The following is a 24067-nucleotide window of genomic DNA, read 5'->3' on the forward strand; positions in this document are numbered from 1 at the left end:
GAGCCGACGAATGGCCGATCTGTTTGCAGCCGAGCCCGATGCCGCGGTCCCCGCAGAAACCCCGCTCGCCGAGCGACTCCGCCCGGCCAGCCTCGACGAGGTCATTGGCCAAGAGCATCTTACCGGCCCCGACGGCCCGATCGGCCGGATGGTCGCGGCCGGCCGTCTGTCCAGCCTGATCCTGTGGGGACCGCCCGGCACCGGCAAGACGACGATCGCCCGCCTGCTCGCTGGAGCGGTGGGCTACCGCTACGTCGCCATCTCGGCGGTGTTCAGCGGCGTCGCCGACCTCAAGAAGGTGTTCGCCGAGGCCGAGATGCAGTCGCGGTCGGGCAAACGCACCTTGCTGTTCGTGGACGAGATCCACCGCTTCAATCGCAGCCAGCAGGACGGCTTCCTGCCCTATGTCGAGGCGGGCGCGGTGACGCTCGTCGGTGCGACCACCGAGAACCCCAGCTTCGAACTCAACGCCGCCCTGCTGTCGCGGGCGCAGGTGCTGGTCCTCCACCGCCTCGACGAAGCCGCGCTGACAACCCTCCTCGAGCGCGCCGAAGAAGTCGAAGGCGCTTCCCTCCCACTCACCGACGACGCCCGCGCCGCGCTGGTCACCAGTGCCGATGGCGACGGCCGCTTCCTCCTCAACCAGGCCGAAATGCTGTTCGCCGCCGGGATCGAGGAACCGCTCGATACCGCCGCCCTGCGCGACCTCATCCAGCGCCGACTGCCGGTCTACGACAAGGACCGTGAAGGCCATTACGGCCTGATCTCCGCGCTCCACAAGTCGATCCGCGGCTCCGATCCCGACGCCGCCCTCTATTATCTCGGGCGAATGCTGACCGCCGGCGAGGAGCCGCTCTACCTCCTCCGCCGACTGACCCGCGCCGCGGTCGAGGACATCGGCCTCGCCGACCCGCAGGCGCTGGTGCAGTGCATGGCGGCCAAGGACACCTACGACTTCCTTGGTTCTCCGGAGGGCGAACTGGCGATCGTCCAGGCCTGCCTTTACCTCGCCACCGCGCCCAAATCGAACGCGCTCTACATGGCCCAGAAGGACGCCTGGAAGAGCGCCAAGGAACATGGCTCGCTGTCCCCGCCCAAGCATATCCTCGGCGCCCCGACCAAGCTCATGCGCGAGCAGGGTTACGGCAAGGGCTACGAATATGATCACGATGCGCCCGACGCCTTTTCCGGCCAGTCCTACTGGCCCGAGGAAATGGCGCCGCAGACCTATTACCGTCCCACCGACCGCGGCTTTGAAAAACGGCTTGCCGAGCGGCTCGCGTGGTGGAACGAGAAACGCCAATTGCAGCAAGGGGAGCAGTGCTGATGTATCCACCGTCCACGACCGACGAATGGCGGGCCGACATCATCGAATGGGCGCCGCGCATCGCCATCGCGCTGGTCATCATCCTCGCCACCTGGGCGATCGCCCGCGCGGTCAAATGGGCGCTCGCCAAGGCCATCAGCCGCACGCCCGCGCTGCAGCGCCATACCCCAGGCAACGACCATGAAACCGTTGGCCAGCAGATCGGCACCGTCGCCAAGCTGCTGGTCTGGCTGGTCGGGATCATGGCCGCACTCAATTTCCTGCAGATCGGCCAGATCCTCGCCCCGGTGAACACCCTCACCGCCGAGATTTTCGCCTTCCTGCCGCGGCTGCTCGGCGCCGGGCTGCTGTTCTTCGTGATGCTGATCGTCGCCCGCATCGTGCGGCGCCTGATCGAGACCCTGCTTACCGCCCTCAACGTCGATGGCTGGCTTGCCCGGATCGGGCTGGGCGATCATCCGCCCACCGTCCGCACCAGCCCCGAGGCGGTCCCGGCCGGTACCACCCCGCCCGCGACCCGTGCCACGGTCGCCCGCGCCGGCGGGATCCTAGCCTTCGCGGTGATCATCATCCCGTCCGCCATCGCCGCGCTGCAGGTACTCGGCATCGACGCGATCAGCGGGCCCGCGGTCGCCATGCTCAACGAGATCCTCGCCGCGATCCCGCGCATCCTCACCGCTGCGCTGTGGCTCGGGATCGCCTTCATCGCCGCGAAGTTCCTGAAGTCGATCCTCGAGGCGATCCTGCCCCCGACCGGGTTCGATGACGCGCTGCGCTCGACCGGCGTGCTTCCGGTCACCACCACGCCCAGTCGAATCGTCGCCAACATCGCCTTTATCGCGATCATGCTGGCCGCCGCGATCGAGGCCGCGCACCAGCTCGGCGGCGACACCGTCGCGATCTTCCTGGTCCAGGTCACCAGCCTCGGCTCAAAGGTGATCTTCGGCACCTTGATCATCGTCGCCGGCATCTTCCTCGCCCGGCTGCTCGCCAATCTGGTCGGTTCCTCGACCGGCGAAGGCGGCTTTGCGCAGACCATCGTCCGCTACGCCATCATCGCCCTGTTCACCGCCATTGGCCTCACCTTCATGGGGCTGGCCGACGTGATCGTCTACATGGCATTCGGGCTGATCCTGGGCGCCGGCGCGATCGCCACCGCGCTGGCCTTCGGGCTCGGCGGGCGCGAGGCGGCAGGCCGGGTCCTCAACCATTATGCCGACCGCATCACCGGTCCGCGCCCGCCGGCAGCACCCCCGCGGCGCCCGGCCCGGCTCGAAGGGACCAAGGAAACCCCGACCGGCGACGGGGGATCGCTGATCTGACGGCCTTCACCCGTACCGTCGCGATCGACTGGTCGGGCGCCAAGGGACGACGCCACAAGGGCATCGCGGTCGCCGCCTGCGGCCGCGATGGCCCGCCGCGGTTGGTCCGCCCGGGCCACGTCTGGAGCCGGACCGCGGTCGCCGACTGGCTGGTCGCCGAAGCCGCGCGCGAGCCGACTTTGTTCGGCTTCGATTTCTCCTTCGCCCCGCCGTTCGCCGAACGTGGCGCCTATTTGCCGGGCGAGACGGGCGTGCCGGAAAACGCGCGCGACTTCTGGGCCTATGTCGAGGCCCGGGCTCCCGACGAGGATCTCGGCGCCGCCAGTTTCCTCGAGCAGGTCCATCGCCCGCATTTCTATTTCGGGATCGCCGACGGAGTGAAAGCCGACTTCGTCCGCTTCCGCCAGTGCGATCATCGCCTGAACGCATCCGGCGGCCGCAAGACCGCCAGCGCTTACGATGCGATCGGCGCGGCGCAGGTCGCCAAGGCGAGCTTCGCGGGCATGCGCCTGTTGCACCATATCTCGGGAAAGGTCGCGATCTGGCCGATGGATCCGATTCAGCCGGGGCAGAGCGCCGTCGCCGAAATCTACACCCGCATCTATCTTCGCAACGCCGGGCTATCGGGCACCAAGCTGCGCACCCGCACCGATCTCAACCTCGCGTTGAAGGCTCTCGGCAGCCCGCCGGCCCGACTCCGCTTTGAGCCTGACGACCATCAGACCGACGCACTGGTCACCGCTGCCGGCATGCGGGCTCACCTTGCGCACCCCGAAGCCTTCGCCCCGCAAGGCCTGACACCCGAGCTCGCCCGAACCGAGGGCTGGACCTTCGGCATCGTCTAAGCCAAGAGGCGCTCCGCACGACATGATCGTGGGCCGGTTTAGCTCAGTTGGTAGAGCAGCGGTTTTGTAAACCGAAGGTCGCGGGTTCGACTCCTGCAACCGGCACCATCAGACCGCTGCCCCAACCGGGTCAGGCGGCGTGGGCTAGTTCGACCTGCTCGTTCAACGCGGTCGGCAATTCCTCGACCTGGACCGCCGGCTCGGCGACCTGCTCGATCTTGTCCGGGAAGAAGGTGCGGCTGACGAAGACGATGACGCCCAGCGCCACGTAGATGCCAAGCATCGCCACCGGCGCGAAGATGATCCCGGCGCCCAGCGGCACGCGCAGGAAATTGGGGTTGAAGCCGAGGTCGTGACCAAGCGCTTCGCACACGCCAAGGATGGTGTCGTTGCGGAAGGCGACGTTGTTGCGGAAATAGTCGCGGCTCGGAATCAGGCTCATCTTGTCTCTCCAGGGCGGTCGGCCAAGCGACGCTCGACAGGGATGCACACACCGTGCCACCTGAGGCTTTCGCTTGCTTTTCCGATGGTTGGCTGCGTTGGGCAGCCTCGCCGTTCATTCGTTCCGGGCCTATGTTGGGACAATGCACCACTTTGTGAAGGTGCGATCGGCCAAAGCGTCTGGAAATCGGACCGGCGGCGTACCGTTTCTGCCAACCGTCGTTACGCAGCGACCGGCGGCTAGACGCTCGCCCCATGGCTGTCGGCCAGCCCGATGTGCGGCGCGGTCGGGACCAGCGGATATTTGTTGCCCGCCGCGCAGTTGAACAGCAGCACCCGCTCGTCGCGCCCGACCAGCCCCCGCTCCAGCGCGGCGCGCCAGCCGGCCAGCACCGCGGCACCTTCCGGACACAGCAGCAGCCCATCGTCGCGCGCCGCCGCCGCCAGCTCGGTCGCGATCTGCTCCTCCCCGACCGCGATCGCAAAGCCGCCGCTTTCCCGCACCGCGCGCAGGATCAGGAAGTCGCCCACAGCCTTGGGCACGCGAATCCCGGTCGCGATCGTCGCCGGATTGTCCCACCGCTCGGCGAATTCGTCGCCAGCTTCCCAGGCCCGGACCATCGGCGCGCAGCCGGTCGCCTGGACCGCCACCATCCGCGGCCGCTCTGGGCCGATCAGCCCTGCCGCTTCCATCTCGGCGAACGCCTTCCACATCCCGATCAGGCCGGTCCCGCCGCCGGTCGGATAGAAGATGACGTCCGGCAGTTCCCAGCCATATTGCTCGGCCAGCTCCAGCCCCATTACCTTCTTGCCCTCGGCGCGATACGGCTCCTTGAGGGTCGAGACGTCGAACCAGCGGCCCGCCGCGGCGCCCTCGCCGACCAGCCGGCCGCATTCGTCGATCTGCCCGTCGGCGACCAGCACCCGGGCGCCATAGGCCTCGGCCTCGGCGATGTTGATCGGCGGGGTTTCCTCAGGGCAGATCACCGTCGCTTCGATCCCGGCCGCCGCGGCGTAGGCCGCCAGCGCCGCCCCGGCATTGCCATTGGTCGGAAGCGCCATCGCCGTCGTTCCGAAGTGCCTGGCCATGCTGACCGCCATCGCGAGCCCGCGCGCCTTGAACGATCCGGTCGGCAGCCGCCCTTCGTCCTTGACCATCAGCGGGCGCACCCCGGCCCGATGCGACAGGCGGGTGAGCGGAAGGATCGGCGTCTCGATCTCGCCCAGGCTGACCGGCTCGGCGCCCTCGGGCAGCGGGAGCAGTTCGCGCCATTTCCACATCCCCGGCGCACGCCCGGCAAGAATTTCCCGGCTCAATGCCTTGCCGACCCGGTCGAGGTCGTAGCGCACCAGCAAGGGCCGCCCCGCGCGGCTGAGATTGTGGATTTCGCCGGCGGCATAGGGCTCCCCGGTCAGCGAGCATTCGAGATGGGTGACGAACATGCCGGCCGACTAGCGCAAGCCACTCGACAAGACGACCCCGCCCGGCGACCAATGGCCGGCGCGACCTTGCGATGTTGTATCATCCGGCCTACGTGCCCGACAGCTTTTCCCAACCGGATCGACCTTCTTCATGTTCGAATTGCCCCTGGCCGTGCTGCTTGCCGCCACCGCCTCGCCCACCGTTCTCGCCTCTGCGCAAACGGCGGCCCAGCCGGCCGCTCGCAACAGCGACCATGACGCCACGCAGAACCAGGACATCGTGGTCACCGGCATCCGCCGCAATCGCGAGGACGTGCTCGGCGGGATCAGCGTGGTGTCGGGCGAGGAGCTTCAGCGCGACCTCCGCTCGACCATCGGCGAGACCCTGATTCGCCAGCCGGGCGTGTCGGCGACCAGCTTCGGCCCCAACGCTTCGCGTCCGATCCTGCGCGGTCTCGGCGGTGAGCGCGTCCGCGTGCTCACCGACGGCATCGGCAGTCTCGACGTATCGACCTCCAGCGTCGACCACGCCGTCGCGATCAATCCGCTGACCGCCGACCGGATCGAGGTCCTTCGCGGCCCCGCGGCGCTGCTGTTCGGAAGCTCGGCGATCGGCGGCGTCGTCAATGTCATCGACAGCCGCATTCCGCGCAGCATGCCGGAAAGCCCGCTTCACATCGACGTCCTCGGAACGCTCGGCAGTGCCGCCGACGAGCGCTCGGCCAATGCCCGTATCGACGTGCCGGTCGGCCAGAACATCGTGCTTCACGCCGATGGCAGCCTGTTCAAGAGCAACGACGTGCGCACCGGCGGCTACATCCTGTCGCCCGCCCTGCGCGCCGAAGCGGCGGCCAGTGCCGATTCCGAGATCCGCGAACTCGCCACCCTGCGCGGCGACCTCCCCAATTCGGCGGCCAAGTCCTCCGAAATCGCTGGCGGCGTCGCCTATATCGATGGCGGCTTCAACATCGGCGCCTCGATCGCTCGCTTCGACAATCTCTATGGCGCCCCGGTCCGTTACTCGCTCGATCCCGAAGCCGAGGCGGAGGAGGTTCGCCTCGACCAGAAACAGACCCGCTTCGACATCCGCGCCGAAATTCCGGTCGGCGGGTTCCTTGACCAGGTGAAGCTGCGCGGCGGCGCCGTCCGCTATCGCCATGACGAGCTGGAGGAAAGCGGCGAGATCGGCACCACTTTCCGCAGCCGCGGCGAGGAAGGCCGGATCGAGGCGGTGCAGCGGACGGTCGGCGGCTGGGGCGGCGGTTTCGGCGTCCAGCTTCTCGATCGCCGGGTCAGCGTCGTCGGCGAGGAAAAGTATCTCCCCGCCAACCGGCAGCGCCAGCTGGGCCTGTTCACCCTGCAGAATTACGAGACGGGCCCCTACCGGGTCGAAGTCGGCGCCCGGGTCGAGCGCAGCCGCCTCACGGCCGAGGCCGACGCCGACCTCGGCAATCCGGCGCTGAAGCGCAATTTCACCAGCTTGGCCGGATCGATCGGCGGCAGCGTCGCGGTCGCCCCCGCCACCCGCGCCGGGCTCAACCTTTCCTATTCGCAGCGCGCGCCCTCGACCGACGAGCTGTTCGCCAACGGCCCGCATGCCGGCACCCAGGCGTTCGAGATCGGCAATCCCGGCTTCGGCAAGGAACGCAGCCTGTCGGTCGAAGCCAGCCTGCGCCGCTCGTCGGGGCCGCTGACCTTCGGGGTGAACCTCTATCACACCCGCTTCACCGACTTCATCTACCTCCAGCCGACCGACCAGGTCGAAGACGATCTGCCGGTCTATTTCTATCGCCAGAGCGATGCCCGCTTCACCGGGTTCGAGCTCGAAGGCCGGGCACGGCTGGGGACCTTCGGCGGGGTCGAACTCGCCGCCGATGCGCAGGCGGATTATGTCCGGGCGACCGTGAAGGGCTTCGGTCCCGCCCCACAGATCCCGCCGCTGCGCCTGCTCGGTGGGCTCGATGCAAGGGCCGGTGCGCTCGACGGCCGGATCGAGGTGGAGCACAGCTTCGCCCAGAACCGCAACGCCCCGGTCGAGACCGACACCGCGGGCTTCACCCTGCTCAACGCGTCGGTGAACTGGCGCCCACTGCAGGAGCGTCCGCAGCTTACCCTCGCGCTTCAGGCCAACAACCTGTTCGACGTCGAGGCCCGCCGCCACACCAGCCTGCTCAAGGACTATGCCCCGATCGCCGGCCGCGACTTCCGCGCAACCGCGCGTCTCGCGTTCTGACGCTCAGGCGTTGCGATCGATGAAGGCGATGATCTGACTAAAACGAAGTGAAGCGAGCTCCTCGGCTCGCTTCACCTTCTCGGCAACCTGCTCCCTTTTCTCCTGCGTGCCCTCGTCAGAGTTGAGGATTTCCGACGCGACTTCCTCGAGCCTTTCCAGCGTCATGGTGTGTTGCTGGTCGACCATCCGCTTAAGCTCGATCCTGATGGCCTCATCAGGGAAGTCGGGAGCAGGACCACTCAAAGGTCGATCCCGCTGGCGATCGCCTCCAGTTTGCGGATCCGGGCCTTGAGGTCGGCCAGTTCGATCCGGTCAGTGCCGCTGGCTCCCGCAGCGGCGACCGGTTCGTCGGCCTGGGGCCGGCCGCTCGCCAGTTCCAGCTTGCGCACCTCGAGCCAGCCGAACCAGGCGCGGGAGGCGAACATCCCGGCGACCAGCAGCCCGGTCAGGACCAGGGTTCCGGTCAGTGCGATGAGGGACAAGTTGGTCATCATGCCTTCTCCGTGCGAAGCGCCTCGATCTCACGGGCAAGCGCGTCGCTTTCGCTGTTGTTGATGTGGTGGTCGATGGCCATCATCCGGCGGTCGGTGGTGTCGAGCTTTTCGCGCAGGTCCTTGACGCTGGCGCGCGGCGCCTCACCCATCCGCTCATAGTCGCTCCGCCGTCCCTTGAGCTTGCTCATGGCGGCCGCTCCGACCAGCCCGCAGATGAAATAGGCCAGCAGCGCCTGCCACACCGTGACGAAGGTCAGCAGCGGAACCGCGACAAAGGCGATCCGGACAAAGGTGGGATCGACATTCAGCGAGCGGCCGATGCCGGCACAAACACCGATGAGCTTGCGGTCGCGGCGGTCGAGGCTGAAGGCGGGGCGTTTCATGGTCGTGGTCCTCGAAAGGAGGGGGTGGGAGGCGATCAGGCTCTAGCGCTTGATCAGGTTGAACAGGCTTTGCAGGGTTCCGGCGAGCCAGATGTCGACGGTGTCGAGCACCTGGCCGACCGGTCCGAGTTCGGCCGGGGCGGCGGAGATCGGTCCGAGATATTCGAACCGGGCACCGGCCTTGGTGACGACCGGCTCAAGCATAGAAGGCGATCTTCACCGGGGCGGCGACGGCGACGCTCGCCGGGGCGATGGCGGATCCGACGGCGAGGCCACTGACCAGCAGGGCGGCGACGGCGGAGAAGAGAGTGGTCTTGATGTTCATGATCTGGCTCCTTGGATCTGGTTGCCGGCCGTTCGACCGGTCATGCCGTTCATGATGCAGCAAGCGTGCCAATCCCGGTTTTCCTTCATTCTTTTAGCGGTACGCCACTGATTGTGAGCTGGGTTGGTGGGATTTCCCACGTGGCATGGTGTCCCGTCCCAAGTTGGTCGTCGGAACCCGCGCGGCGGTCGCGCGTCATTCCCGCAACAACAGTCACAATCACACAAAGGGTGGACCATGCTGGGCAAGATCGCAGGCGCAATCATCGGAAATCGTATCGCTGGCCGCAACGACGGGGTGAAGGGCGCGCTGCTCGGCGCTGCGGGCGCTCGCCTCGCCTCGCGCGGGCTGGGGCCGCTCGGCACCGCGCTGGCGGTCGGCTACGGCGCCAAGAAGCTCTATGAGTGGAACCGCGCGCGCAAGGCCAACCCGCGCTATCCGTCGGACGCGACGCCCGCGCAGCGCTCGGTCCGCACCCACGGCGTCTGAACCTTAGGAAAAAGAAAGAAGGCGTCGCTCCGGGGTATCCGGCGCGGCGCCTTTTTCTTGTGCTTCAAGGAAGAGGAGCGAGATGCCGCAACGGCACCGCGGCTCACTTGTCGTCGGCAGCCTCGCTGTCGTCGCTCGCCGCAGCGTCACCCTCGGCGGCACGCTCGTAATAGGGCTCGACGGTTCCCTTCAATTTGATCGTCATCGGCTGACCGAACCGGTCGCGGCTCTTTCCGGCGGCGACCTTGATCCAGCCTTCGGACACCGAATATTCCTCGACGTTGGTCTTCTCGACGCCGTTGAAGCGAATCCCGACTCCGCGGCGCAGAAGCTCTTCCTTGAAGAACGGGCTGCGCGGATCGAGGCTGAGGCGGTCGGGCGGGGTATCGGTGATCTCGGACATGGGGCTCGCCCTGCCCTCGCCGCGGCCCTCAAGTCAACCGCCATGCCGCAGTGCAGGATTGCCACGCAGCCACCCTCCGGCCTAAGCGCTGCGCCGATGAGTGAGCCCGCTTCCCCGACGCTCCGCAACGCCCCGCGCCTTGCGCTGCACGTGCCAGAGCCGACCTACCGGCCCGGCGACACGCCCGACTTTTCCAAGGTCGTGGTCCCCGCCGCCGGCTCCGCGCCGCGTCCCGACAGCAGCGCCCCCTCGGCCGACAGCCATCCGCTGGTCAATCACCTGGTCCGGGTCCTCGACGAGGACGGTCGCGCGGTCGGCCCGTGGGACCCGCGCCTGTCGCCCGACATCCTGCGCAAGATGCTGGCCGACATGGTCACCGTGCGGGTGTTCGACGACCGGATGTACCGCGCCCAGCGCCAGGGCAAGACCAGCTTCTACATGAAGTGCACCGGCGAGGAGGCGATCGCGGTCGCCGCCGCCACCGCGCTCGACCGCGACGACATGTGCTTTCCGACCTACCGCCAGCAGGGCCTGCTGGTGGCGCGCGGCTATCCGCTGGTCGACATGATGTGCCAGATTTATAGCAACGCCGGCGACAAGCTCCACGGCCGCCAGCTGCCGATCATGTATTCGGACAAGCCGCACGGTTTCTTCTCGATCTCGGGCAACCTCGGCACGCAGTATCCGCAGGCGGTGGGCTGGGCGATGGCATCCGCGATCAAGGGCGACAGCCGGATCGCGATGGGCTGGATCGGCGAGGGCGCCACGGCCGAGGGCGATTTCCACTCCGCCCTGACCTTTGCCGCGGTCTATCAAGCGCCGGTGATCCTGGCGGTGGTCAACAACCAGTGGGCGATTTCCAGCTTCTCCGGCATCGCCGGGGCCGAACAGTCGACCTTCGCCGCCCGCGCGGTCGGCTATGGCATCGCTGGCCTGCGCGTCGACGGCAATGACGCGCTCGCCGTCTATGCCGCGGTGCAATGGGCGTCCGAGCGCGCCCGCGCCAACGCCGGGCCAAGCTTGATCGAGTTCTTCACCTACCGCGCCGAGGGGCACAGCACTTCGGACGATCCCACCGGCTACCGCCCGGCCGGCGAAGCGCAGCAATGGCCGCTCGGCGATCCGGTCGAGCGCCTGAAAGCGCATCTCGTCGGGCTTGGCGAATGGGACGACGAGCGCCACGCCGCGCTGGTCGCCGACGCCGACAAGGCCGTCCGCGCCGCGCAGAAGCAGGCCGAAGCGCAGGGCATCCTGCCGCAGCAGGGCTTCGACCGCATCGGCTCGATGTTCGAGGACGTCTATTCCGACACCCCCTGGCACCTCGCCGAACAACGCGACGCCGCGCTCGGCGAAGCCCGCATCTTCCTCGGACGGGACGTCGCCTGATGCCGACCAAGAACATGATCGAGGCGATCAACGACGCCCACCGCGTGACCATGGCCGCCGATCCCGACATCGTCGTGTTCGGTGAGGACGTCGGCTACTTCGGCGGCGTGTTCCGCGCCACTGCCGGCCTCCAGCAGGAGTTCGGCAAGACCCGCTGCTTCGACGCGCCTATCAGCGAAGGCGGGATCATCGGTGCCGCGGTTGGCATGGCCGCTTATGGCCTGAAGCCGGTGGTCGAGATCCAATTCGCCGATTACATCTATCCCGGCTACGACCAGATCGTCTCCGAGGTCGCCCGGATGCGTTATCGCACCGCCGGCGAGTGGACCATGCCGATGGTCATTCGCTCCCCCTATGGCGGCGGCATCTTCGGCGGCCAGACCCATAGCCAAAGCCCCGAGGCGCTGTTCACCCACGTCGCTGGCCTCAAAGTCGTCATCCCCTCGACCCCCCTTGACGCCAAGGGCCTGCTGATCGCCGCCATCGAGGATCCGGACCCGGTCCTCTTCTTCGAGCCCAAGCGCATCTACAACGGTCCGTTCGACGGCCACCACGACCGCCCGGTGACCCCCTGGGCCAGGCACCCCGACAGCGAAGTGCCCGACGGGCACTATACCGTGCCGCTGGGCAAGGCGCGGATCGTGCGACCCGGCAACGACCTCACCGTCATCGCCTATGGCACGATGGTCCACGTCGCGCTTGCTGCGGTCGAGGAGAATGGCATCGACGCCGAGGTGATCGACCTGCGCACCCTCGTTCCGCTCGACATCGCGACGATCGAGGAAAGCGTGAAGAAGACCGGCCGCGCGCTGGTGGTGCAGGAAGCGACCAAGACCAGCGGCTTCGGGTCCGAACTCGCCACCCTTATCCAGGAGCGCTGCTTCTACCACCTCGAAGCGCCGGTCGCGCGCGTGACCGGCTGGGACACGCCCTACCCCCACGCCTACGAATGGATCTACTTCCCTGGCCCGATCCGGATGCGCCAGGCTCTCGAGAAAGTGATGGCCGAGTAATGGCGACCTACCTCTTCAAGCTCCCCGACATCGGCGAAGGCATTGCCGAGGCCGAGATCGTCGCCTGGCACATCAAGGTCGGCGACCGGGTCGAGGAAGACCAGCAGTTGGCCGACATGATGACCGACAAGGCGACGGTGGAGATGGAATCGCCCGTCGCCGGAATCGTCCGCAAGCTGGCAGGCGAAGTCGGGGACCAGATCGCGATCGGTTCGGTGCTGGTCGAGATCGAGACCGACGGCGCGGCTGCCACTGCAGCCCCGGCTGCGACTGAGGAAGTGCCGCTGGCCGATGGTGCCGCCGTGCCGACCGAAGCGCAGGAAGAAGCCAACCCGACGCTGGAAGTTGCCGACGAGCCCGCTCCGGTCGCAGCGCCAGCGCCGCTGCCCGAGCCTGCCACTCCCGCCGCGCCTGCGGCGGAACACAAGACCCAGGTCCTTACCACCCCCGCTGTCCGTGCCCGCGCGCGCGACCTCGGCATCGACCTTGCCCAGGTGAAGCACCAGGGCGAGCACATCCGCCACGCCGATCTCGACGCCTATCTCCTCTACAACGGCGGGCAGGTCTCTGGACGCGCCACCGGCGCGCTGCGCGCCGACGAGCAGATCAAGGTCGTCGGCCTCCGCCGCAAGATCGCGGAGAATATGCAGGCTGCCAAGCGCCGCATCCCGCACTTCGCCCTGGTCGAGGAATATGACGTCACCGCGCTGGAGGAAACCCGCGCGATGATGAACCGTGATCGCGGCTCCAACCCCAAGCTCACTCTGCTGCCGTTCCTGATCACTGCGCTGAACAAGGCACTAGCCGACTTCCCGATGATCAACGCCACCTACGATGATGAGGCCAACGTCATCACCCGCCACGGCAGCGTCCACATGGGCATGGCGGCGCAGACCCCGAACGGGCTGATGGTCCCGGTGATCCGCAATGCCGAGCGGCTGTCGGTGTGGCAGCTCGCCACCGAGGTCGCCCGCCTGTCGGATGCCGCAAAGACCGGCAAGGCCACGCGCGAGGAGCTCAGCAACCCCACCTTCACCATCAGCTCGCTCGGGCCGATGGGCGGGGTCGTCTCCACCCCCGTCATCTCGCCCCCGCAGGTCGCCACGATCGCGGTCAACAAGGTCGAGGAGAAGGTGGTGCCGGTGAACGGCGAGCTGGAGATCCGCAAGCGGATGAACCTGTCGCTGTCCTGCGATCACCGTGTGGTCGATGGCTGGGACGCGGCAAGCTTCCTCGCGAGCCTCAAGCCGCTGATCGAGAACCCGCTGCGCCTGCTTGCCTGAGCAGAGGCTGGCGCGGCGGCCTCAATCGCGGCCGATCTCGCGCCAGCTCTTCTCCGTGACCTCGACGTCGAACTTCTTGGCCGCGGCGAGGATGCGCTTCCACGCTTCGTCGCGCTCCTTGTCGCTGACGCCCTTGACCTGATTGAAGCGCGCGATCGCGTTGCGGACGTGCTTTGCGTCCTCGATCGGCTCCTTGCGCTGCTCCTGGAAGGCGAACTGGCGGGCGGACAGGTCGTCGCGATCTTTTTGGTCGAGCTTGGCCATCATGGGTCTCCTTCGCCGGGAAAACGCCCCGGCGAAGGACCTGTGCCGTACTACGCCGCCAGCAGATCGACGTCGCGCAGCGCCTGTTCTACCGACTTGGCCTTCACTTCCGGCCCGAGGTTGATCCCGTCGGCGCGGACGAACTCGGGGACGATCCCGATGAAGCCGAAGAATGCCTTCAGATAGCTTTCGAGATGCTCGAAGTCGGCATTGCCCTGCTCGGTGCCGTAATAGCCGCCGCGCGATAGGGCGATGATCACCCGCTTCGGCCCAGCCAGCCCCTCGGGCTTGCCCTCGGCCGTGTAGCGGAAGGTGCGGCCGTTCACCGCCAGCCGGTCGATCCACGCCTTGAGCTGGCTCGGCAGCGTGAAATTATACATCGGCGCACCGACGACCACCGTGTCGGCGGCGAGGAACTCGTCAAGCACGCTCGCATCGGCGAACTGGTCGAGAGTGAGATGCGCGATCGGATCGGCGACGAGATCGCGGTCGATGACGCGCGCGTCCGGCCTGGTGGCGAGCTGCTGTTCGACGATACGGCTCGTGATCTGCCGACTAACGCTATGCTCGCCGGTGATCGAGCTGTCGACGCGAAGGATGGTGGACCCTGACATTGTATCTCCAGTCACAAATGATTACCTGGACACCATAGGTAACCAGCCGTTCGGATAAAAAAAGACGGCACATGAAGGGTATCAGGTCACATGCATGATACTGATTTCGCAGACGCTTCCGGCCAGACTCTCGAGGGGGCCTCGGGCCTCAAGGCGGCCGGCTGCCGCAACGTCACGCCGGTGCTCAATCGCATCGGCGACAAATGGTCGGTGCTGATCGTCATGATCCTCGCCCGCCGCGCGCATCGCTTCAACGAACTGAAGCGGGAGATCGACGGGATCAGCCAGCGGATGCTGACGCTGACCTTGCGCGGGCTCGAGCGCGATGGCCTCGTCAGCCGTTCGGTCGAACCGACCGTGCCCCCGCGTGTCACCTATGCCCTGACCGAGCTCGGCGTCAGCCTGATCGAGCCGGTCGAGGCGCTCGGCCGCTGGGCCTTTGCGCACATCGCCTGCATCCGCGCCGCGCAGGAGCGGTTCGACGCGGCGAATGCGCCCGAGGAACCGGCGAGGGTCGCCGTTTCGAACGACCTCGCCATGACGGCCTGAGGCCGCTAACCGCCGGCGCATGCCTACCGATCTCGCCGCCCTCGGCATTCTCGAAGAACGCCTGCGCTATTTTGCCGCCAACATCATTCACCATGCCAACCACGTCCGCAACAGCGCGGATGGGCTGAAGGTCGGCGGTCACCAGGCGTCCAGCGCGTCGATGACGGCGATCATGGCTGCGCTCTATTTCGATGCGCTGGGGCCCAACGACCGGGTGGCGGTGAAGCCCCACGCCGGCCCGGTGCTCCACGCCATACACTACCTGCTTGGGTCGCAGGATCGCGCCACGCTGGAGAACTTCCGCGGCTTCGGCGGTGCGCAAAGCTATCCCAGCCGCACGAAGGACCGCATCCCGGTTGACTTCTCCACCGGCTCGGTCGGACTTGGGGTCGCCATCACCCTGTTCGCCAGCCTGGTCCAGGACTGGCTCTCCGCTCGCGGCGCGCTTCCCGACGACCAGCGTGGCCGCTTCGTCGCGCTGATGGGCGATGCCGAACTCGACGAAGGCAACATCTACGAAGCCCTGATCGAGGGCCACAAGCATGACGTCCGCAACCTGTGGTGGATCGTCGACTACAACCGCCAGAGCCTCGACGCGACCAGCGCCGACCGCATGTTCGAGCGCTTCGACGACATCTTCGCGACCTGCGGCTGGCGGGTCGAGACGCTGAAATACGGCCGCCTCCAGCGCGACCTGTTCGAGCGTCCCGGCGGTGAAGCGCTGCAGATCTGGATCGATCGCTGCCCCAACGTCGATTATGCTGCGCTCACCTATGGCGGCGGTGCGGCCTGGCGCACTCGCCTCCAGGCCGACCTAGCGGGCAATGCCGACACGCTGAGCCTGGTCGCCGGCCTCGACGACGAAGCGCTCGGCCGGCTGATGACCAACCTTGGCGGTCACTGCCTCGAAACCCTGGTCGACGCCTTCCGCCGCAACGAGGACGACCAGCCGACCCTGTTCATCGCCTACACCATCAAGGGCTTCGGCCTGCCGTTCGCCGGCCACAAGGACAATCACGCCGGACTGATGAACCCGACCCAGTTCGCCGCCTTCCGCGACTCGCTCGGCATCGCCGCAGGCGAGGAATGGGAGCCGCTTGCCGGTCTCGGCGGCAATGCCCGCTCGGGCGTCGAGGCGTTGGTCGAAGCCACCAAGGTCCGCCGCGCGAAGGAACCTCGCAACTTCACCGGCTGGCCGGTCCCCGTCCTCCCCACCCCCTCGGGCGAAGAACAGAGCACGCAGGCGGCGTTCGGCCGCATCCTCCTCGACCTCGCCAAGTCGGGCGACCCGCTCGCCGACCGCATCCTCACCACCTCGCCCGACGTCACCGTCTCGACCAACCTCGGCGCGTTCGTGAACAGCCGCGGGCTGTTCCACCGCCGCGACATCCGCGACGTCTTTGCCGAAGCCAAGATCCCCTCGGCGCAGAAGTGGGCCGCGAAAGACGCCGGCCAGCATGTCGAGCTCGGAATCGCCGAATCCAACCTGTTCCTGATGCTTGCCGCCGCGGGCCTGTCGGGTGACCTGTTCGGCCACCGGCTCGTGCCGATCGGCACCCTCTACGACCCGTTCATCGCGCGCGGCCTCGATAGCCTCAACTACGGCTGCTACCAGGACGCCCGCTTCCTGCTGGTGGCCACCCCGTCGGGCCTGACCCTCGGGCCCGAAGGCGGCGCGCACCAGTCGATCAACCCGCCGCTGATCGCGCTCGGCCAGCCCGGCCTGCGCCATTACGAGCCCGCCTTCGCCGATGAGCTCGCGCTCTTCATGCGCGAGGCGATCCGCCTGATCGACGACCCCGCCGGCGAATCGACCTACCTCCGCCTTTCGACTCGCAGCCTGCGGCAGGAATCCCGCACCTCCGACGACTGGCAGGCCGATGCGCTCGCCGGCGGCTACTGGCTGCGCGAGCCCGGCCCGGGCGCCGAAGCCGCCATCGTCGCGATGGGCGCGATCATGCCCGAGGCGCTCGCCGCGTTCGATGCGCTCAAGGACGACGTCCCCGGTCTCGGCCTGCTCAGCGTCACCAGCCCCAACCTCCTCCACCGCGGGTGGAGCGCCGCCGAAGCCGGCCGCTGGAACAGCACCAACCAGCCGAGCCACGTCGCCACCCTGCTCTCGCGCCTGTCGCCCACAGCCCGCCTCGTCACGCTGTGCGATGCCGCGCCCGCCTCTCTGTCCTGGCTAGGCGCCGTTCTCGGCCACCGCGTCGCTCCGCTCGGCGTCGATCGCTTCGGCCAGACCGGCAATCTCCCCGACCTCTACGGCGAATATCGCCTCGACGGGGAGGCGATCACCGAAGCGATGGTGGGGCTTCTCATCGGCTGAACCGAAGCCTAAGCGTCCCCCATGCCCGGACGCCCATATGACGAGTGGAAGGAAGGCGACACCGTCGCGCACGCCCTCCGCCGCACGGTGACGGAGACCGACAATCTCCTCATCTCGACGCTGACCCACAATCCCCAGCCGCTGCACCTCGACGCCGAAGCGGCCAAGGACACCGAGTTCGGCCGCATCCTCGTCAACAGCTGCTTCACTTTCAGCCTGCTGGTCGGCGCGTCGGTCGCCGACACCACCGAAGGCGTGCTGGTCGCCAACCTCGGCTTCGACGAGGTCCGCCTGCCCTCCCCCGTCTTCATCGGCGACACGCTGCACTTCGAAAGCAGCTGCGTCTCGAAGCGCGACAGCAAGTCCCGCCCGACCGCCGGCCTCGTCACCTGGGAACATCGCGCAATCAACCAGCATGGGGCAACCGTCTGCACCATGAAACGCACCGCGCTGATCCAGAAAGCCGCCGTATGAACCGCCTGCCCCGCTCCTGGCTATTCGTCCCCACCGACAGCGAAAAGAAGATCGCCAAAGCCCTCGAAAGCGAAGCCGACGCCCTGATCTTCGACCTCGAGGACAGCGTCGCCGCCGCCAACAAGGCGCTCGCCCGCGACCTCCTCCGCAACCTCCCCGCCCGCTCCGGCGGCCCGCAATGGTGGGTCCGCATCAACCCCTTGCGCACCGAGGATCACCGCCTCGATCTCGAACTCTTGGGCAAGGCCGACATTCACGGCCTGGTCCTGCCCAAGGCCGAGAGCGGCGCCGACATCACCGAGCTTGCCCACCGCTCGGGCTCGATCCCGATCCACGCCATCGTCACCGAAACCGCCGCCTCGCTGTTCGGCCTGCTCACCTACCGCGACGTCAAGGATAGCCCCCTCGCCGCGATGAGCTGGGGCGCCGAGGATCTTTCCGCCGCGCTCGGCGCCGCCTCCAACCGGGACGGCAAGGGTCGCTACACCGCCCCCTACACGCTGGCCCGCACGCTCACCCTCGCCGGCGCCGCCGCGGCGGGCGTCCAGCCGGTCGACGGCGTGTTCGCCGACTTCCGCGACGAGCCGGGGCTGATCGACGAAGCGCTCGACGCCGCGCGCGACGGCTTCACCGGCAAGCTCGCGATCCACCCGGCGCAGGTCCGTCCGATCAACGAGGCCTTTTCCCCAACGGACGACCAACTCGCCCATGCGCGTGCGATCGTCGCAGCCTTTGCCGCCGAACCCTCGGCCGGCGTGTTGAGCGTTGACGGCCGAATGGTCGACAAACCCCATCTGATCCAGGCCCAGCGCACGCTGGCCCGCGCAGGAGAATAAGCATGCCGACTACCGCAAAGGGCTGGGGCACCGACGCCGCCGACCAGCCGCTCCGCCCAATGGAATTCGAACGCCGCGATCTGCGCGCCAATGACGTGGCGATCCAGATCACCCATTCGGGCATCTGCCATTCCGACCTTCACACCTGCCGCAACGACTGGGGCGGAAGCCGCTATCCCGTCGTCCCCGGCCACGAAATCGTCGGCACCGTCACCGCGGTCGGTCCCGACGTCACCAAGCACAAGGTCGGCGACACCGTCGCGGTCGGCTGCATGGTCGACAGCTGCATGGAATGCGACCAGTGCCTCGAGGGCTGGGAAATCTTCTGCCGCAAGGGCGCGATCCAGACCTACAACAGCAAGGATTACCACGACGGCACCGTCACCAAGGGCGGCTATTCCGACCACGTCGTGGTCCGCGACCATTTCGTCTGCAAGGTGCCCGAGGGCATGGACGTCAAGCGCGTCGCGCCCTTGCTGTGCGCCGGGATCACCACTTATTCGCCGCTGCGCCAGTACAATGTCGGTAAGGACACCAAGGTCGCCGTCGTCGGCCTCGGCGGTCTGGGCCACATGGGCGTGAAGCTTGCCGCCGCGATGGGCGCCCATGTCACGATGATCACCACCACGCCTGAAAAGGGCAAGGACGCGCGCGAACTTGGCGCGCACGACGTGATTGTTTCGACCGACCCCGAACAGATGAAGGCCGCGGCTACCCGCTTCGACTTCATCCTCAACACCATCCCCGTCAGCCATGAGATCGACGGCTATCTGCAACTCCTCGGCCGCTCGGGCAGGATGGTGATCGTCGGTGCGCTGACCCCGATGCCGGGCTTCGTCGGTGCCAACCTCATCTTCTGGAACCGCGCGGTCGGCGGCTCGGCGATCGGCGGCATTCCCGAGACTCAGGAAATGCTCGAATTCTGCGCCACGCACGGCATCTATCCCGAGACCGAGCATATCAAGATCGATCAGGTCAACGAAGCCTACGAGCGCCTGCTCAAGAACGACGTCCGCTACCGCTTCGTCATCGACATGGAGCAGAACGCCTAAATGACCCCGACCGAGCTCGCCGCGCTGCATGAGGCTCACGCCTCCGATCCCCACGCCTTCTGGCTGGAGCAAGCGCGGCGGCTCGATTGGGAGCGAGTTCCGGAGCGATCGGGGGACACGTCGTTCGATCGCTCCGACTTCCACATCCGCTGGTATGAGGATGGCAGCCTCAATCTGTCGGCCAATTGCCTCGACCGCCACCTGCCCGAGCGTGCGAACGACACCGCGCTCGTTTTCGAACCGGACGAACCGGGCGCCGGCCGCTCGGTCACCTATGCCGAGCTGCACGATCTCACCTGCCGCCTCGCCAACCTCCTGAAGGAGCGCGGCGTCGCCAAGGGCGACCGGGTGATGATCTACATGCCGATGGTCCCCGAAGCGGCGGCGGCGATGCTCGCCTGCGCCCGGATCGGTGCGGTCCATTCGGTGGTGTTCGGTGGCTTCTCCCCCGAAAGTCTCGCCGGCCGGATCGACGATTGCGGCGCTCGCGTCGTCGTTACCGCCGACGAAGGCGTGCGCGGCGGCAAACGCATTCCCCTGAAGGCCAATGTCGACGCCGCCTGTGACCTGTCTGGTGCGATCGACACAATCATCGTCGTCACCCGCACCGGCGGCGAGGTGACGATGCGCGAAGGTCGCGACCTCCGCTGGGAAGACCATTGCGAGCGCCTGTCCTCCGACTGCCCGGCCGAGCCGATGGCCGCCGAAGACCCCCTGTTCATCCTCTACACCTCTGGATCGACCGGAAAGCCCAAGGGCGTGGTTCACACCACCGGCGGCTATGCCGTGTGGGTCGCCACCACCTTCGAGTGGGTATTCGATCCGCGGCCCGGCGACCTCTACTGGTGCACTGCCGACATCGGCTGGATCACCGGCCACAGCTATACGCTCTACGGGCCACTGATGACCGGCACCCCCACCGTCATGTTCGACGGCGTGCCCACCTACCCCGATGCGAGCCGGCTTTGGGAAACCATAGACCGCTTGGGCGTCACCATCCTCTACACCGCCCCCACCGCCATCCGCGCCCTGATGCGCGAGGGCGACGAGCCAGTCCGCAAGCACCGGCGCGACAGCCTGCGCTTGCTCGGCACCGTCGGCGAACCCATCAATCCCGAGGCCTGGCGTTGGTACCATGACGTGGTCGGCGACGGCCGCCGTGCAATCGTCGACACTTGGTGGCAGACCGAGACCGGCGGCGTCCTCATGACCCCGCTTCCCGGCGCCACCTCGATGAAGCCCGGCAGCGCCACCCGGCCCCTCCCCGGGATCGAACCGCTCCTCGTCGACGCCGAAGGCCGCGAGATCCGCGGCAACGACGTCAGCGGCAACCTTTGCTTGCGCGGGTCATGGCCCGGCCAGATGCGCACCGTCTGGGGCGATCCGCAGCGATTCATCGATACCTATTTCGCCACCTACCCCGGCCTCTACTTCACCGGCGACGGCTGCCGCCGTGACGAGGACGGCGATTACTGGATCACCGGCCGGGTCGACGACGTGATCAACGTGTCCGGCCACCGCATCGGCACCGCCGAAGTCGAAAGCGCGCTGGTCGCCCACCCCCTCGTCGCCGAGGCCGCGGTTGTCGGCGCGCCCCATGACCTCAAGGGCCAGGGCATTCACGCCTTCGTTACATTGAACGCCGGCGAAGAGGGCGGCGAACACATCGTTCGCGAACTACACGCCGAAGTCCGCAAGCATATCGGCGCGCTGGCCATCCCCGAACGCATCCAGTTCGCTCGCGGCCTGCCCAAGACTCGCAGCGGCAAGATCATGCGCCGAATCCTACGCAAGATCGCCGAAGGGCAGCTCGATCAGCTTGGTGACACCAGCACCCTGGCCGACCCAGGCGTCGTCGATGCGCTTGTGCGTGACCGCTAGACTCGCCGCGCTCGCGCCGGCGCTGGCATTCGCCGGCTGCGCCCAGTCCGAACTCCCGGCCGGTTCCGCGCCGCTCGACCCGGTTGCCTTCTTCACCGGCGACAGTCGCGGCACGGGAATGCTCGATCCGGTTGTCGGCAAGACCGTACCCATCCGGGTTGAAAGCCGCGGCATCCGACGAGGCGATACGCTGAACCTTGTCCAGCGCATCACCGAAGGGAGCAAGCCGCAGCGAACCCGCGTGTGGCGGTTCCGCACTCTTCCCGGCGGCGGCTATCTCGGAACCCTTACCGACGCGCAGGGCGTCGTCGCCATGGACCTGCAGGGTCCCCGCGCCTTTGTCAGTTACACCACCCCGAGCGGGATGAAGATCCGCCAGCAGCTCGCGCTCCAGCCCGATGGCCGAACCATCCTCAACCGGTTGGAAGCGTTCAAATATGGCATCCGCCTCGCCGTCCTGAACGAGACCATCCGCAAATAGCGCCCGCCTAGCTTTGGCCGCACTTTTCGGCTAACGGCCCCGCTCCCCATGGCAACAGTACTTCCCACCCCGCCGCGCGTCGGCATGGTCAGTCTCGGCTGTCCCAAGAACCTCGTCGACAGCGAGCGGATCCTCGGTCAGCTGCGCTCGGACGGCTATCAGATGAGCGCCGACTATCAGGGCGCCGACGTCGTCCTGGTCAACACCTGCGGCTTTCTCGACTCTGCCAAGGAAGAAAGCCTCGAAGCGATCGGCGAAGCGCTGGCCGAGAACGGCCGCGTCATCGTCACCGGTTGCATGGGCCGCGAGGCCGAGGTCATCCGTGCCCGCTTCCCGAACGTCCTCGCGATCACCGGTGCCCACGCCTACGAGGACGTCGTCGCCGCGGTGCATGACGCCGCCCCCGCGCCTCGCTCGCCCTATCTCGACCTCGTCCCGCAGGCGACGCCCAACCTCAAGCTGACGCCGCGGCACTACAGCTATCTGAAGATCTCCGAGGGCTGCAATCACCGCTGCGCCTTCTGCATCATCCCGCAGATCCGCGGCGACCTCGTCTCGCGCCGCCCGGACGCCATCCTGCGCGAGGCCGAGAAGCTGCTCGCCCAAGGTACCCGTGAGTTGCTGGTGATCAGCCAGGACACCAGCGCCTACGGCCTCGACCTCAAGCACGCCGCCTGGCCGTGGAAGGGCGGCGACGTTCGCGCCCACATGACCGACCTCGCCCGTGCGCTGGGTGAGCTTCGCGCCCCCGACGGCACCCGGCCGTGGGTCCGCCTGCACTACGTCTACCCTTACCCCCACGTCGACCGGATCATGCCGCTGATGGCCGAAGGGCTGGTCCTCCCCTACCTCGATATCCCCTTCCAGCACGCGAGCCCCAAGGTGCTGAAGGCGATGCGCCGTCCGGCGAACGAGGCCCGCGTCCTTGAGCGGCTGGTCCAGTGGCGCCGCGAAGTCCCCGATATCGCCATCCGCTCCTCCTTCGTGGTCGGCTTCCCCGGCGAGACTGAGGAGGACTTCGACTACCTCCTCCAATGGCTGGCCGAAGCCCGCCTCGACCGCGTCGGCGCCTTCCGCTTCGAGCCTGTCGAGGGCGCCCCCGCCAATGATCTGCCCGGCCACGTGTCGCCCGAGGTCAAGGAAGAGCGCTACGCCCGAGTGATGGAGCTCACCGCCCGCATCTCGGCCGATAAGCTTGCCGCCAAGGTCGGACAAAGCATCGACATCATCATCGATGCGGTCGACCCCGAAACCGGCGGCGCCACCGGCCGCAGCAAGGCCGACGCGCCCGAGATCGACGGCGAGGTCCACCTGCGCGATGCCGGCCATCTCGTCCCCGGCGACTTTGCCACCGTGCTGGTCGAGGAAGCCGACGAACATGACCTGTTCGGCGTCCCCGTACAGGAGCAGGCGAATGAGGCGGCTCGAGGATAAGCTGTGCATCGTCACCGGTGCCGCCCGCGGCATCGGTCACGCCATCGCCCTGCGCTTCCATGAGGAAGGCGCCCGCCTGGTCATGACCGACGTCGATCAAGACGCCGGAATGGCCGCGGCCGAAGCGCTCGGTGGCGATTTCCTGCTGCTCGACGTCCGCGACGAAGAGCATTGGGCCGAACTCGCCCGCCTTCACCCCACCTGCGACGTGCTGGTCAACAATGCCGGCATCACCGGCTTTGAGCAGGGCGCCGGCCCACACGATCCCGAGAACGCCAGCCTCGCCGAATGGCACGCCGTCCACCGCACCAACCTCGACGGCACCTTCCTCGGCTGCCGCTATGCGATTCGCGCGATGAAGGCCAAGGGCGACGGCTCGATCATCAACATCTCCTCGCGTTCGGGCCTGGTTGGCATCCCCGGCGCCGCTGCCTACGCCTCGTCCAAGGCCGCGATCCGCAATCACAGCAAGTCGGTCGCGCTCTACTGTGCGCAGCATGGTTGGCGGATCCGCTGCAACAGCGTCCACCCCGCCGCCATCCTGACCCCGATGTGGGAAGCGCTGATCGGCGACGGCCCCGACCGCGAGGCGAAGATGGCGGCGATGGTCGCCGACACGCCGCTGCGACGCTTCGGCACGCCGGAAGAGGTGGCCGCGCTGGTCGCCTATCTCGCCGCCGACGAGAGCGCCTACGTGACGGGGTCCGAGTTCACCATCGACGGCGGACTCCTCGCCGGCTCGGCCGCCAGCCCGGGCGACTGAACAAAGCCGCTCCCTGCTTCGTAG

At 67.4% G+C, this 24067-nt stretch carries 27 protein-coding genes and 1 tRNA gene; 18 read left to right on the forward strand and 10 right to left on the reverse strand.

Annotation, left to right across the window (positions count from 1 at the left end):
• Nucleotides 1-10 precede the first annotated feature (10 nt).
• The 4 genes from M1K48_RS05680 to M1K48_RS05695 all read left to right on the forward strand — a co-directional run bounded on the left by M1K48_RS05680 (nucleotide 11) and on the right by M1K48_RS05695 (nucleotide 3602).
• On the forward strand, nucleotides 11-1327 hold the full coding sequence (locus M1K48_RS05680; RefSeq protein ID WP_249504875.1) for a replication-associated recombination protein A: 1317 nt from the start codon (nucleotides 11-13) through the stop codon (nucleotides 1325-1327).
• Nucleotides 1327-2649, forward strand: coding sequence for a mechanosensitive ion channel (locus M1K48_RS05685; RefSeq protein ID WP_249504876.1), 1323 nt, complete (start codon nucleotides 1327-1329; stop codon nucleotides 2647-2649). Before M1K48_RS05680 ends, M1K48_RS05685 begins: the two co-directional genes overlap by 1 nt.
• Nucleotides 2646-3494, forward strand: a complete 849-nt coding sequence (locus M1K48_RS05690; RefSeq protein ID WP_249505194.1) for a hypothetical protein — start codon at nucleotides 2646-2648, stop codon at nucleotides 3492-3494. Before M1K48_RS05685 ends, M1K48_RS05690 begins: the two co-directional genes overlap by 4 nt.
• A 32-nt stretch (nucleotides 3495-3526) precedes the next feature.
• Nucleotides 3527-3602 (forward strand) — tRNA-Thr (locus M1K48_RS05695).
• Nucleotides 3603-3624: 22 nt separating this feature from the next.
• Here M1K48_RS05695 and M1K48_RS05700 read toward each other — a convergent pair.
• Together M1K48_RS05700 and M1K48_RS05705 are read right to left on the reverse strand one after the other, a co-directional pair.
• Complete coding sequence (locus M1K48_RS05700; protein WP_249504877.1) at nucleotides 3625-3936, reverse strand: PspC domain-containing protein; 312 nt, start codon at nucleotides 3934-3936, stop codon at nucleotides 3625-3627.
• Between the two features lie 239 nt (nucleotides 3937-4175).
• Entirely contained in the window at nucleotides 4176-5378 is a 1203-nt protein-coding gene (locus M1K48_RS05705) for a threonine synthase (protein WP_249504878.1), read from the reverse strand.
• 130 nt (nucleotides 5379-5508) lie between these two features.
• On the opposite strand from M1K48_RS05705, the gene M1K48_RS05710 reads away from it, so the two are divergent.
• On the forward strand, nucleotides 5509-7590 hold the full coding sequence (locus tag M1K48_RS05710) for a TonB-dependent receptor (protein WP_249504879.1): 2082 nt from the start codon (nucleotides 5509-5511) through the stop codon (nucleotides 7588-7590).
• Between the two features lie 3 nt (nucleotides 7591-7593).
• On the opposite strand, the gene M1K48_RS05715 is transcribed toward M1K48_RS05710, so the two are convergent.
• The 5 genes from M1K48_RS05715 to M1K48_RS14300 are packed head-to-tail and all read right to left on the reverse strand — an operon-like array spanning nucleotide 7594 to nucleotide 8792.
• Nucleotides 7594-7833 carry a hypothetical protein gene (locus M1K48_RS05715; protein ID WP_249504880.1) on the reverse strand — a complete coding sequence of 80 codons (240 nt, stop codon included), beginning with the start codon at nucleotides 7831-7833 and terminating at the stop codon, nucleotides 7594-7596.
• On the reverse strand, nucleotides 7830-8084 hold the full coding sequence (locus tag M1K48_RS05720; RefSeq protein ID WP_319941205.1) for a hypothetical protein: 255 nt from the start codon (nucleotides 8082-8084) through the stop codon (nucleotides 7830-7832). Before M1K48_RS05720 ends, M1K48_RS05715 begins: the two co-directional genes overlap by 4 nt.
• Nucleotides 8081-8467: a PspC domain-containing protein gene (locus M1K48_RS05725; RefSeq protein WP_249504881.1), complete on the reverse strand. Its 387-nt coding sequence runs from the start codon at nucleotides 8465-8467 to the stop codon at nucleotides 8081-8083. The genes M1K48_RS05720 and M1K48_RS05725 overlap by 4 nt, the downstream gene beginning before the upstream one ends.
• A gap of 42 nt (nucleotides 8468-8509) precedes the next feature.
• Entirely contained in the window at nucleotides 8510-8671 is a 162-nt protein-coding gene (locus tag M1K48_RS05730; RefSeq protein ID WP_249504882.1) for a hypothetical protein, read from the reverse strand.
• The gene (locus M1K48_RS14300) at nucleotides 8664-8792 is read right to left on the reverse strand and encodes a hypothetical protein (RefSeq protein ID WP_257794173.1); all 129 of its coding nucleotides are present in this window, start codon (nucleotides 8790-8792) and stop codon (nucleotides 8664-8666) included. Before M1K48_RS14300 ends, M1K48_RS05730 begins: the two co-directional genes overlap by 8 nt.
• Nucleotides 8793-9029: 237 nt before the next feature.
• Between M1K48_RS14300 and M1K48_RS05735 the strand changes: the two genes are divergently transcribed.
• A complete protein-coding gene (locus M1K48_RS05735; RefSeq protein ID WP_249504883.1) occupies nucleotides 9030-9281 on the forward strand; it encodes a hypothetical protein in 252 nt (83 codons plus the stop codon).
• Nucleotides 9282-9384: 103 nt separating this feature from the next.
• On the opposite strand, the gene M1K48_RS05740 is transcribed toward M1K48_RS05735, so the two are convergent.
• The gene (locus M1K48_RS05740; protein ID WP_249505196.1) at nucleotides 9385-9675 is read right to left on the reverse strand and encodes a DUF3297 family protein; all 291 of its coding nucleotides are present in this window, start codon (nucleotides 9673-9675) and stop codon (nucleotides 9385-9387) included.
• Nucleotides 9676-9780: 105 nt separating this feature from the next.
• On the opposite strand from M1K48_RS05740, the gene M1K48_RS05745 reads away from it, so the two are divergent.
• The 3 genes from M1K48_RS05745 to M1K48_RS05755 are packed head-to-tail and all read left to right on the forward strand — an operon-like array spanning nucleotide 9781 to nucleotide 13366.
• Nucleotides 9781-11070: a thiamine pyrophosphate-dependent enzyme gene (locus M1K48_RS05745; RefSeq protein ID WP_249504884.1), complete on the forward strand. Its 1290-nt coding sequence runs from the start codon at nucleotides 9781-9783 to the stop codon at nucleotides 11068-11070.
• Nucleotides 11070-12083, forward strand: a complete 1014-nt coding sequence (locus tag M1K48_RS05750; RefSeq protein WP_249504885.1) for an alpha-ketoacid dehydrogenase subunit beta — start codon at nucleotides 11070-11072, stop codon at nucleotides 12081-12083. Before M1K48_RS05745 ends, M1K48_RS05750 begins: the two co-directional genes overlap by 1 nt.
• Complete coding sequence (locus tag M1K48_RS05755) at nucleotides 12083-13366, forward strand: dihydrolipoamide acetyltransferase family protein (protein ID WP_249504886.1); 1284 nt, start codon at nucleotides 12083-12085, stop codon at nucleotides 13364-13366. Before M1K48_RS05750 ends, M1K48_RS05755 begins: the two co-directional genes overlap by 1 nt.
• Before the next feature lie 21 nt (nucleotides 13367-13387).
• Here the strand turns inward: M1K48_RS05755 and M1K48_RS05760 are convergent, their stop codons facing one another.
• Nucleotides 13388-13633 carry a DUF6582 domain-containing protein gene (locus M1K48_RS05760; protein WP_249504887.1) on the reverse strand — a complete coding sequence of 82 codons (246 nt, stop codon included), beginning with the start codon at nucleotides 13631-13633 and terminating at the stop codon, nucleotides 13388-13390.
• A gap of 47 nt (nucleotides 13634-13680) precedes the next feature.
• Nucleotides 13681-14244, reverse strand: a complete 564-nt coding sequence (locus M1K48_RS05765) for an FMN-dependent NADH-azoreductase (RefSeq protein WP_249504888.1) — start codon at nucleotides 14242-14244, stop codon at nucleotides 13681-13683.
• A gap of 90 nt (nucleotides 14245-14334) precedes the next feature.
• On the opposite strand from M1K48_RS05765, the gene M1K48_RS05770 reads away from it, so the two are divergent.
• From M1K48_RS05770 to M1K48_RS05810, 9 genes are read left to right on the forward strand one after another with little or no spacing between them, the layout of a single operon-like run.
• Nucleotides 14335-14793 (forward strand): winged helix-turn-helix transcriptional regulator, encoded by a 459-nt coding sequence (locus M1K48_RS05770; protein ID WP_249504889.1) that lies wholly within the window; start codon nucleotides 14335-14337, stop codon nucleotides 14791-14793.
• 19 nt (nucleotides 14794-14812) lie between these two features.
• Nucleotides 14813-17122 (forward strand): transketolase, encoded by a 2310-nt coding sequence (locus M1K48_RS05775; protein ID WP_249504890.1) that lies wholly within the window; start codon nucleotides 14813-14815, stop codon nucleotides 17120-17122.
• Between the two features lie 21 nt (nucleotides 17123-17143).
• A complete protein-coding gene (locus M1K48_RS05780; protein WP_249504891.1) occupies nucleotides 17144-17596 on the forward strand; it encodes a MaoC family dehydratase in 453 nt (150 codons plus the stop codon).
• On the forward strand, nucleotides 17593-18432 hold the full coding sequence (locus tag M1K48_RS05785; RefSeq protein WP_249504892.1) for an HpcH/HpaI aldolase/citrate lyase family protein: 840 nt from the start codon (nucleotides 17593-17595) through the stop codon (nucleotides 18430-18432). Before M1K48_RS05780 ends, M1K48_RS05785 begins: the two co-directional genes overlap by 4 nt.
• Before the next feature lie 2 nt (nucleotides 18433-18434).
• The gene (locus tag M1K48_RS05790; RefSeq protein ID WP_249504893.1) at nucleotides 18435-19484 is read left to right on the forward strand and encodes an NAD(P)-dependent alcohol dehydrogenase; all 1050 of its coding nucleotides are present in this window, start codon (nucleotides 18435-18437) and stop codon (nucleotides 19482-19484) included.
• Complete coding sequence (gene acs / locus M1K48_RS05795; protein WP_249504894.1) at nucleotides 19485-21365, forward strand: acetate--CoA ligase; 1881 nt, start codon at nucleotides 19485-19487, stop codon at nucleotides 21363-21365.
• Nucleotides 21355-21846: a DUF3833 family protein gene (locus M1K48_RS05800; protein ID WP_249504895.1), complete on the forward strand. Its 492-nt coding sequence runs from the start codon at nucleotides 21355-21357 to the stop codon at nucleotides 21844-21846. Before acs ends, M1K48_RS05800 begins: the two co-directional genes overlap by 11 nt.
• Before the next feature lie 48 nt (nucleotides 21847-21894).
• Complete coding sequence (rimO, locus tag M1K48_RS05805; RefSeq protein ID WP_249504896.1) at nucleotides 21895-23280, forward strand: 30S ribosomal protein S12 methylthiotransferase RimO; 1386 nt, start codon at nucleotides 21895-21897, stop codon at nucleotides 23278-23280.
• Nucleotides 23261-24043, forward strand: a complete 783-nt coding sequence (locus M1K48_RS05810) for an SDR family oxidoreductase (RefSeq protein WP_249504897.1) — start codon at nucleotides 23261-23263, stop codon at nucleotides 24041-24043. Before rimO ends, M1K48_RS05810 begins: the two co-directional genes overlap by 20 nt.
• The last annotated feature ends 24 nt before the right edge of the window (nucleotides 24044-24067 follow it).

The sequence above is a fragment of the Sphingomonas glaciei genome, from assembly GCF_023380025.1.
GTDB classification, from domain to species: Bacteria; Pseudomonadota; Alphaproteobacteria; order Sphingomonadales; family Sphingomonadaceae; genus Sphingomicrobium; species Sphingomicrobium glaciei.